The sequence below is a fragment of the Bacillus sp. AFS001701 genome (genome assembly GCF_002559405.1).
GTDB lineage: Bacteria > Bacillota > Bacilli > Bacillales > Bacillaceae_G > Gottfriedia.
The window spans coordinates 1-10,249 of the sequence record NZ_NTZO01000171.1 but is presented as its reverse complement, the minus strand read 5'-3'; the positions used below and the strand labels follow the sequence as shown (position 1 = coordinate 10,249).

Annotated in this window: 7 protein-coding genes; 2 read left to right on the top strand and 5 right to left on the bottom strand. The window is 31.6% G+C overall.

Features of this window, described 5'->3' with window-relative positions:
• On the top strand, positions 1-3,434 hold a 3,434-nt coding region (locus CN514_RS12840; RefSeq protein ID WP_141529371.1), incomplete at its 5' end, for a S8 family serine peptidase.
• Between the two features lie 68 nt (positions 3,435-3,502).
• Here the strand turns inward: CN514_RS12840 and CN514_RS25320 are convergent.
• The 4 genes from CN514_RS25320 to CN514_RS12825 all read right to left on the bottom strand — a co-directional run bounded on the left by CN514_RS25320 (position 3,503) and on the right by CN514_RS12825 (position 7,381).
• The gene (locus CN514_RS25320) at positions 3,503-3,634 is read right to left on the bottom strand and encodes a transposase (RefSeq protein ID WP_141529370.1); all 132 of its coding nucleotides are present in this window, start codon (positions 3,632-3,634) and stop codon (positions 3,503-3,505) included.
• 99 nt (positions 3,635-3,733) lie between these two features.
• Positions 3,734-5,761 (bottom strand): acyltransferase family protein, encoded by a 2,028-nt coding sequence (locus CN514_RS12835; RefSeq protein ID WP_098232932.1) that lies wholly within the window; start codon positions 5,759-5,761, stop codon positions 3,734-3,736.
• A gap of 237 nt (positions 5,762-5,998) precedes the next feature.
• Positions 5,999-6,871 carry an anti-sigma-V factor RsiV gene (rsiV, locus tag CN514_RS12830; protein WP_098232931.1) on the bottom strand — a complete coding sequence of 291 codons (873 nt, stop codon included), beginning with the start codon at positions 6,869-6,871 and terminating at the stop codon, positions 5,999-6,001.
• Between the two features lie 24 nt (positions 6,872-6,895).
• Complete coding sequence (locus tag CN514_RS12825) at positions 6,896-7,381, bottom strand: RNA polymerase sigma factor SigV (RefSeq protein WP_098232930.1); 486 nt, start codon at positions 7,379-7,381, stop codon at positions 6,896-6,898.
• 427 nt (positions 7,382-7,808) lie between these two features.
• Between CN514_RS12825 and CN514_RS12820 the strand changes: the two genes are divergently transcribed.
• On the top strand, positions 7,809-8,369 hold the full coding sequence (locus CN514_RS12820; protein WP_176525895.1) for a GNAT family N-acetyltransferase: 561 nt from the start codon (positions 7,809-7,811) through the stop codon (positions 8,367-8,369).
• 34 nt (positions 8,370-8,403) lie between these two features.
• On the opposite strand, the gene CN514_RS12815 is transcribed toward CN514_RS12820, so the two are convergent.
• Positions 8,404-9,702, bottom strand: a complete 1,299-nt coding sequence (locus tag CN514_RS12815) for a polysaccharide deacetylase family protein (RefSeq protein ID WP_098232928.1) — start codon at positions 9,700-9,702, stop codon at positions 8,404-8,406.
• Between the last annotated feature and the right edge of the window lie 547 nt (positions 9,703-10,249).

Here is a 10,249-nt window from a genome sequence, read left to right as displayed (position 1 = left end):
ATAAAGGTGGATATGATTTTATTGATAATGATAATGATCCGATGGAATCAACTCCTGCAGATCAAAAAGCATCTGAAATGCCCGAATCTATAGATGGAAATCCGTTTGTAACTGAACATGGAACACATGTTGCAGGTACAATCGCATCCAGCCCTAAAAATGATGTGGAATATGCAATGACAGGTGTTGCTCCAAATGTAGACTTGTATGCATATCGAGTATTAGGTCCTTATGGATCAGGTTCAGATTCAAGTGTTATTGCAGGGATAGAGAGAGCCGTAGAAGACGGAATGGATGTTATTAATCTATCTTTAGGAAATGGAAATAACAATTCTCTTGATGCAACATCTGTTGCAATTAATAATGCAGCATTACAGGGTGTAGTACCAGTTATAGCAGGAGGAAATGCTGGACCTACGTCAGGTACAATTGGATCACCGGGGGCATCTCCCCTAGCAATCACTGTAGGTGCAAGCGATGTACCTACTGATATTCCAACAGTAAAAACAAGTTTAGGTGATGTTTCAGTCCAAAATACATTAATGGGACATGGATTAGGTATGGATTACTTAAATGTGATCGATAAGGATTATCATGTTGTTAATGTTGGAAACGGTTACGAGGAAGATTATACTGGGAAAGATTTAAATGGAAAAGTGGCTCTAATTGCCCGTGGAGATATATCGTTTGATGAAAAAATTAGACGTGCAAATGAAAAAGGTGCACTAGCTGTCTTAATTTACAATAATGAAGATGGTGAAATTCCATATTTCTTAGGTGAAAACTATGGCTATGTTCCGACATTTAAAATGTTACAAGAAGATGGAACGAAACTTGTAGATCGTTTAAAAGTGAATCCAACAGCAACTATTAAACTTTCAGATTTCCATTCAAACATGACCACTGGTGATGTATTAGCAGACTTTAGTTCACGTGGACCAGTGAGTAATAACTTTGATATTAAGCCAGATGTAGTAGCACCAGGTGTATCAACACTTTCAACGGTACCTGAATATATTAATAGCCCTGAAGATGGAGTAGATTATTCTCATAGCTATGCAAGTTTAAGTGGAACTTCGATGGCAACACCACATGTTGCTGGAGTAGCAGCATTATTACTGCAATCCCATCCAGATTATACAGTAGCTGATGTTAAAGCAGCGCTCATGAATACAGCTGATCCGTTAAAAGGAAGAACGTACAACGTAAACGAAGTTGGAGCAGGACGAGTGGATGCTTATGAGGCTGTTCATAATACAACATTGATTGAAGTACAAAATAAAACGAACACACTGGATCAAGATGGCTTCAAAAAACAAATCGATGATATATCTGGATCACTACCATTTGGAAGTATTGCACAATCAAGCGAGGATCAAACTAGAACAACTTCAATTAATATTAAAAATTTAGGAAAGAAACTAGAAACGTATCATACAAGTGTAGAATTTTTAACAATTGATGGTGTATCAAAGGATGCTAGTAAAAGCGGTGTTAAATTAGAATTACCATCTATAATTGAAGTAAATGGAAATGAAAGTATTAATATTGATGCAAACTTAATGATTCCAAAAAATGCCGATTTAGGTATTTATGAAGGTTATATTCACATTGAAAATGAATCGAAGACTGAGGAATATCAAATTCCTTTCCACGTACGCTACTCAACTAGTGGTTTCGAAAACGTGACATTTTATAAACATGCTGTAACGAACGATCTAAGTAACTTCCATCCATATATAGAGCCATTTGTACCTGTTTCATTTAAAATGAATAGTGGAATGAAATCGATGGATGTAATCGTTAGTGACTTAAACGGTAAACCAATTGGATTATATGGAACGTATACTGGTATGGAAGATCTTAGTCTTGATACTGAATACTTTATCTTATTCGGTTTCACCGGTTCAGTAAAGCTTTTTACAGGTGATCCGAATAATCCTTTATCTCGCGAATATGAAGACTTAAAAGAAGGTAAGTATATTGTTTCATATATTGGTACAGGAGTAGATGGTAAAACGTACAAAGTTGATAATGACATGGTTATCGATAATACACCTCCGAAAGTAGTGTTTGATAAGAAAACAGGTGTAAATGAAATCTCTAGTACAGATTTAACTACGGAAAATAACCAAATGGATGGCAAGGATTATAACGCATATTGGGTTCATGGTAATGTTTATGATGATACGGTTGATTATTTGAAGAGTAGAGGACATGACATTACGCAAGAAGCAAATACAGTTTATGCGTATCAAGATTCTTTTTGGCCAACTGCACAGTTTTTCCCTACGGCTAATGGGGACTTCAAATTTGGTGTATTGCCAGAGGAATATGCAAATTATCCGACGAATATAAGAATTTATACTTATGATCACGGAACTGCTGGAAATCCGACTTTCCCAGAATTTACGATTATTAACAAAGGTGATAAGTATGCAACTGTAAATACAAATACAAATGGGGTAAGTCTTGGTTCTGAGTTTGTTAATACATTTAGGGTGAATAACGCGAAAGATTTAACAAGCGCTAATATTACAATCGATCTTCCACATTATTATAAAGTTGATAGCGTTAAAGCATCAAAACAGTTAGAGGACTTGGTGAAGAAAAATAATTGGACGATTCGTGTTGCTAAGCCAAGCATAAAAGAGGATTATTGGTCAGATATTAATACATTTGCTGTAGACATTACAGACAAAAAGACGAAATTACCAGTTTCAATTAATGGCGATATAAATTTACTAGATATTAATTTAAAAGTCATTGATGATCTAAATTATTTTGTAGAAAGTGGATTCAATTCTCAAGAATCGTCTTATCAAACAAATGATGGAACTAAGTTTACTTTACCTACCTATGCTGATAAATTTAAATTCATTTCACAGCACTCTATGTTAGAAGGTTATTACCATGGTGAAGCTGTAAATTTAGATAATTATGATTTGGATTATTCAAAGATTGGTACAAAGGCTTATGTTGTTGATAAAAAAGGTAAAAAATATAATGCATCAATTCAAGAAAATGGATGGATGACAATCACTGATATTCCTGCAACTGCAGATGATTATTCCTTAGTCATTAATATTCCTGGGCATTTCTTATACACTAAAAAAATCAAATTAAGTAAAACGATTGATGGAAAAGTACAAGGAATGTACTACGACTTGTATCCTGATACTGCTGCTGCTGGAGATGTAAATGGAGATAATGTAATCGATATTTATGATGCGAAGCTAGTTGCTAATAGTGCAGGGGAAACAGGAGTTAACCTAAAAGCAGATCTTAATAAAGATGGTGTTGTGGATATTGTAGACTTCAACTATGTTGAAAAGAATTTTATGTCAATCAATCCATATTTCCCAACTTCAATTAAACCAGTTGAAAAAGTAGGTAAGTTAACGTTAGAAGAATTGAAAAAGAGCTTTAACTAGAGTGCAAGATTAAGGAAATTCGTGTTATAAAGCCACAAGGGAAAATTACCTTGTGGTTTTTCTTCGTTTTAGAGAGCAATCCAATTTAGACTATGCATATGGTATATACCATGTTTTTTTCCAATACTTCTTAGTGATCCATTACCTTCTAAGTACCCGTTAACAACAGTTATCTTTTGATCTAATGTAAATTTAGCCATAAAAAAACTACACCTCCGATTGTTAGCCGTGTCTAACAATTGGGGTGCAGTCCAAAATTCAACTTGTGGTCTTTCGTCATTTATCTAGTTTAACCGGTGTTACTTCCAAGATTCAATTGAACTTATTAGTAATGAAGCAAATACTTTTGCACCATCTGGTTTTAAATGAACGCCATCTGGAGAAAAATATGAATTATGATTTGCGCTAGCACTATGCCAGTCTACAACTCTAGTATTTGAATATTTACTTGAAACTTCTCTTAAAGTTTTATTAACAATTGATTCCCAAGGTCTTGGTACACGTGTGTTAACAAATAAAATTTTTCGATCTTTGCCAATTAACTCTATGAGAGAAGACATTTGTTTTACGGTAAACGGACCGTTTGTACCTAGCTCTATGACAACAATATTACCAAGCGAATTTGTATTTTTTGCTTGTTGAATAATTGCAGATGCTTCAGTAAATTGTCTTCCAATTTTAGCATTTACCGAAAGGGATGAATATGTTTTTTTGAGTTCAGGAATTGAATTAATAACAACAGAATCTCCTATGATAAATACACTATTGTTTGAAACAGCCGGCTTATTCGTTTCAGCAGGTTTATTATTATTATTAGTATTTGGAGTTTGATTGTTATTTACAACTGGTTTAGAATCTTCAGTTGTTTGACCATTATTATTTTGCTTATTTGTATTGTCAGTAACTGGCTTTTCATCTTTATTTACTGTTTTTTCTTCATTATTTACTGTTTTATTGTCATCATTTTGCTGAATTGGCTTAGTTACCTGTTTATCGTGATCAACTATAGCTGTTGAAGGAGGTTCTTTAGTATCGTTTTCAACAACAGTTTCAGACGATTGCTTTGATAAAGATTGAACCGATTCAATTTCTGAGCTTGCTTTTACACCCTTAGCATCAGGGAGGACAGATAATCCAAAGCTTGCGATACCAGATAGTAAAATAAACGTGCTTATGATCACAATATGTTTATAAAAGAATTCTTTTAAATTTATATTTCCTGCGAGGAAGTTCTTCCAAAGTATACCCAGTTTACCTTTTCTAATTGGGTCTTCAATATAGTGATAGGATAGTGCTGCAAGAACAAATATTAAAGTAATTTGACAAATTGCTCTAAAAAGTGAAATATCGCCAGTGTTAACCTTAGGGGAAAATAAAATAATTACAGGATACTGCCATAAATAGATTCCATATGATCGTAATCCAATCCATTTCAATGGTCGCATTGCTAGGAATCTACCAATCTTACTTGTAGGGTGAGCGAGTGCTGCGATTAGCATTGCAGCGGAAATAGACAATAGGAACATTCCTCCGCGATAAAGGAAACTATCATATTGATTTGTTTTACCGACCATAAGTAGAAAAATAAATAAACCAGTAATCCCAACTAGATCAATTAAAATCTTTCCAGAGGTTGTAACGTTATTTGTAAGTTTTCGGCTAGGCCATACTAATGCTAAAGAAGCTCCTAGTAATAATGAAAAAGCTCTCGTATCAGTACCGTAATAGACCCTACTAGGATCACTACCCGGATGGAATAAAATAGCCATCAGTAATGCAGAAACGATTGCACCAACTAATGTATATAAAAATAGGCGATCTTTATTTTTAATATATTTTAAGCCTAATACAGTAAGGATTGGCCAAATAATATAAAATTGCTCTTCAACTGCTAACGACCAAAAATGATTTAATATTGATGGATTTGCAAAAGACTCAAAATATGAAAGATGATGGAAAATATACCACCAATTACTGTAATAAAATATTGCAGCTACTGAATCTTGTTTTAAGTTTCCGATCATTGATGATTTGAATAATGAAACAAATGCAATAACTATTAGTAGTAAGGTGAACATTCCTGGTAAAAGTCTTTTTGCGCGGCGGTACCAAAAACTTCTTAAGTCGATCCTTTGATTTGTACTCCACTCGGCAATTAATAAATCAGTAATTAAATAACCTGAAAGTACAAAGAATACTGTTACTCCTAGGAAACCGCCAGAAGCCCAAGAAAAATTTAAGTGATATGCAATGACCGATAAAACTGCTAATGCTCTAAGCCCGTCTAATCCAGCCATATAACGAAACTGTTTATTTGTATTAGACATAAGCAGAACCTCTTTGTTTAAACACCTCATAAACAATTTCTTTTTCGAACAAATGTTGAGCCCTTATAAAATTTAATTTCTTAACCGTCTGAACCGCGAAGTTCATTAATAATTTCCCCTTCCCCTAATTTAACTATTTATGTCAGCCTTCTTTATATATCTGGCTTTTTGTTTAATGTTTTAAGAGAGCCAAACCTAATCAATTAAGAGTGGCTCCTTTATTCGTTTGATTAAAATTTATCTAATATAATGATGTCCAACTAAAACTTTTGAAAGAACGTCAGTTGGTATCGTAAATTCAACAACACCCATATAACCAGGGGCAACTTCATATTTATCAAATGAAATAACAAGCTTATGATCTTTATTTATATAAAAATTTTGATTGTCTTTAATTGTTACGAAAGGATCAATTGAATAGTCAAGATTTGCTTCCGGTATCCAGTATACCTTACTTTCATCTTTTTTCATCTGCTCTTTCATTTGTTCTTTAATGTTTTCACTAATTATCTTTACATATGATTTATCTTTAAAAAGAATAGGTAGTGACAATAAAATCTCCTTTTTCTTGTCAATTGTGTCAAATTTCATAGTTGTTGAGGAGGAAGCAGCAGTATTAACAACATATCTTTCAATCGACAATATGTCTTCATTATCTGTTTTCACTTCATAACCACTATCAATTCCTAAGTGTGCACCAGAATCCTTTTTTACAGATTCTGTTTCTTTCATAAATTGATCATATAGCTTCTTATTTTCTTCTAAGTATTTTTTGTTCAAGCTTTGCTCAAAATCTTTATTTTTTAAATTATTAACCGCAGGGACTTTTAAATCTGCCTTATAGGTTGGCTCATCTACAGTATATTCAGTAAAAGTTAGTACATTAACAACATTTCCAAGTATTGGAACATTCGATAATGTCTTTGCAAAAGTCGAACTAGTATTGATTGATAAAACAAAAAGTGCAGCAGTAAAAAAACCTGTAATTGACTTTAGAGGGAATCTTTTTTGTATGGAACGTTTAATTGCTTTTTTAACAATAATGTCCAAATTATCAGGGATAGGGACATTTTTATAGTCCGATCTTAATTTTTCTAATTTTTTATCCAACTAATTGGCCTCCCAAAAATAAATTCATTTCATTTTAATCCGGAGTATTTCTAAAGCTTTATATAAACGAGTTTTTATAGTATTTGGACTCTCCTGTAAAATTTCAGCAACTTCTTCAATTTTTAAGTCTTCGAAATACCTGAGGACAATTACAGCCCGATATTTAGTTGGTAAAGATTCTAATGATCTTTCTAAATCAATATCCGTATAATTATCATCCTGTCCTGAAGAATATAACTCAATCGTTTCTTCATCCATTACAGTTACTTTTTTTTGTTTTCTTAAAAAATCTAATGATGTATTTACTACAATTCTATAAAACCAACTTTTTAAAGATTGTTCATTTTTTAATTTATCTTTTGAGGAAATGGCTTTATGAATAGAATCTTGTAATATATCCACCGCATCTTCTGAATTTTTAACGTAGCTATAAGCTAGCCGATAAAAATCATCTTTATTATTAATAATAAAATCTACAAGTTCCTTTTCTAAATTAAATTTCCCCTTCATTTAAAGAGCTCCTTTTTTGAGATACGTATCTAAGAAGGTACACATTATTAAAGACGTATACCTATTCGAAAAAGTTTTATAAAAAGTAAAAAATATTTTAGGGAATTTTTACGAAAAAATCAGCCACGTAGTTTAATGGAAATTTGGCCTAAATTAGTAGTATACAGATGGCATACCTATTCGTAAACAAACTATAGACAATTAATCAAAAAAAAGAGCCAAGGAGTACAATCAACTAGCGTTTTAAAGTATAAAAAAAGCAAAGATTTTAAAATCTTGCTCTTTTATAGTCGTTTTATTTGAAATTGTTGATCGTACAAAGTGCTTCTTCTATGATAGCTATTTATTTACAAATTGAGATTATAGATAATAGGAATAAGAGTCTGTAAACTGTACTAATCTTATTAATTTAGTTGGAGGATATATGATGAAAGAAAAATATAATTTTAACCCATTTCCAAAAATAGTCACGGATCGATTAGTTTTAAGACAAATGAATAATGAAGATCAATATGAAATATTCGCATTACGATCAAATGAAAAGATGTCTCAATATATAAACAGACCGATTGCAAAAGAAGTTGATGAAGCACTTCAATATATAATAATGATTAATGACGGAATTGAACGTAATGATTGGGTTCTTTGGGCAATTACTCTTAAAGAAAGTGATCAATTAATCGGTACTATTTGCTTGTGGAATTTTTCGGTCGAGCAATCGAAAGGGGAAGTTGGATATGAACTTTCACCAGAGCTTCAAGGGAAAGGAATCATGCAAGAGGCATTAAACGCAGTGTTAGCATATGGATTTAGTACACTTGAATTACATGTCATTGAAGGAATTGTTCAATCAGAAAATCAAAAATCAATCCAAATTTTAGAGAGAAATAAATTTATTAATAAAGGCTTGGTAAATAAGAAATCGACGGATGAAGAAGAGATACATTCATGCATTAGGATTTTAAAGTTTAAACAAACGTTTGAATAAAAAAGTAGTCGCTAAAATAATAGCGACTACTTTTTTAATTTAAACTAACAATTTTTAAATTTTTTGATTGAAGATATTCAATAATTTGTGGTAAAGCATCTAAAGAAGGTTTAGTTTCGTGAAGTAGAATGATACTTCCAGATTCGGTGTGGCTTTTAACGTAATTTATAATTGTATTTGTATTGCGGTTCTTCCAATCTTCAGTGTCTTTATCCCATAAAACCATTTTAAATTGATGTTTTTGCATTAATTCAATAGTTGCTTGGTTTTTTGCACCGTATGGTGGTCTAAAGAGAGTTGTTTCTTGCTTAGTAATATTTGTTATTAAGTTACTTGTTCTAACCAGATCATCTTCTTGATTTTTATAAGATAGTTTTAAGAAGTTATTGTGGTGCATGGAGTGGCTTCCAACTGAGTAACCGTTAGAATATGCGTATTGTACACAATCAGGATATCTTTGAACATTATCTCCGATGTAGAAAAAAGTACCGCCAACTTTGTATTTTTTTAAAACATTTACAATTTCCTTTGAATGTTTCGAGGGACCATCATCAAAAGTAAGGGCTACGCTACCTGGTGGAATACTATAGTTAACTACATTGTTTAATTTTACATTCGGATAAATTGATTGGACAGGTTTATTGATTGGTTCTTGCTTTATTGCATATCTAACATCCGGCTCATTTGTGTGCCCATTCGGTTGAGATACGTTTTTAATATCAGTTTTCATTGGATCATGTTTATCCTGATTGGTTTTAATTGGTTTCTCTGGAGATTTTGTATTTTGTGCCTTTGAAACACTTTCGGCTTTTGCTGGTTTTTTTCCGCAAAATAAAGATTCTGATTTACAAGTTTGACTCTTATAAGCTATTAAACTAATCGATAGAATACTAATAGCAGCTACAGTAAGCCAACCATAAAGTTTATACCGTTTTGAATTAATCTTTTCTTTTTTTGTACTGGATCGACTAATTGATAAATAAGGTAGATCAATTAAAATCCTAAGATCCTTCATATTTTTTATGGAGTGAAGTTGAAGATGAAACTCTTCTGAACAAGAAAAGTAGATTTTTTCACTCTCATTATTATTTGATTTGGTTACAAAACTAGTAAACTGATTTTTATCCTCATCCCAAGTACTACATAAAGAAAGGCTAAACTTATAATTTTCATCAAAAATAATTTTTGATTTCATAAGATTGGCCGTTTCGTTGTCAATTTCCCAATGAAGTTCTATTTCTTGATTAAATAATAGTTTTATATGCAAAAAGGATTTATCGAATTTTTGTTCGATTGATAAAAGCTCAATAAGTTTTTCATTGTAAATTGACATAACTTCCTCCTATCTTGTAAAGAAATCATTAATTTCCGTTTATTTAAAGACAGTAAAGACTGACCTAAAATTATATCTTTTGTCACAATTATTTCTACTGTTTATCTTTAAATATATTAGTCTATAAGGAAAATAATATGTAAAGATTTTCCCTATTGAGAACAGGTTTTTTAAATACATTAAATTATGTCGAATATTAAATTTACCTTACAATTTAATTGTAAAGTACTGTAAGAAATTGTCAATTGAAGATTTGAAATTAGTCCCTTTGGAATAAGAGAATTAGATTGAAAAGTATAGAAAGTACCATTTAATATTTTTATAAATTAGAATGGCATCTCATTAGGAAAAAGTACCTTTGAGGTGCTTTTTTTGTGTAAATTAAGAGTTCTAACATTTTAAGAGGTCTTTTGAGGCATCCTTTTTATAAATAAGAAAGTATAAAACAACCTGTTATTAAAAAGTAAAATTGACATTTTTCAAACAATAACATATTATGTTTGTAAAAAAATAAACATTTTAAAAATTTGTTTGGTAAATAATAAAC

Coding starts and splice junctions, on each gene's coding strand:
- CN514_RS12825 (WP_098232930.1), bottom strand. CDS start 7,381: ATGAAGGGGAAATTTAATTTAGAAAAGGAACTTGTAGATTTTATTATT.
- CN514_RS12820 (WP_176525895.1), top strand. CDS start 7,809: ATGAAAGAAAAATATAATTTTAACCCATTTCCAAAAATAGTCACGGAT.
- CN514_RS25320 (WP_141529370.1), bottom strand. CDS start 3,634: ATGGCTAAATTTACATTAGATCAAAAGATAACTGTTGTTAACGGGTAC.
- CN514_RS12815 (WP_098232928.1), bottom strand. CDS start 9,702: ATGTCAATTTACAATGAAAAACTTATTGAGCTTTTATCAATCGAACAA.
- CN514_RS12835 (WP_098232932.1), bottom strand. CDS start 5,761: ATGTCTAATACAAATAAACAGTTTCGTTATATGGCTGGATTAGACGGG.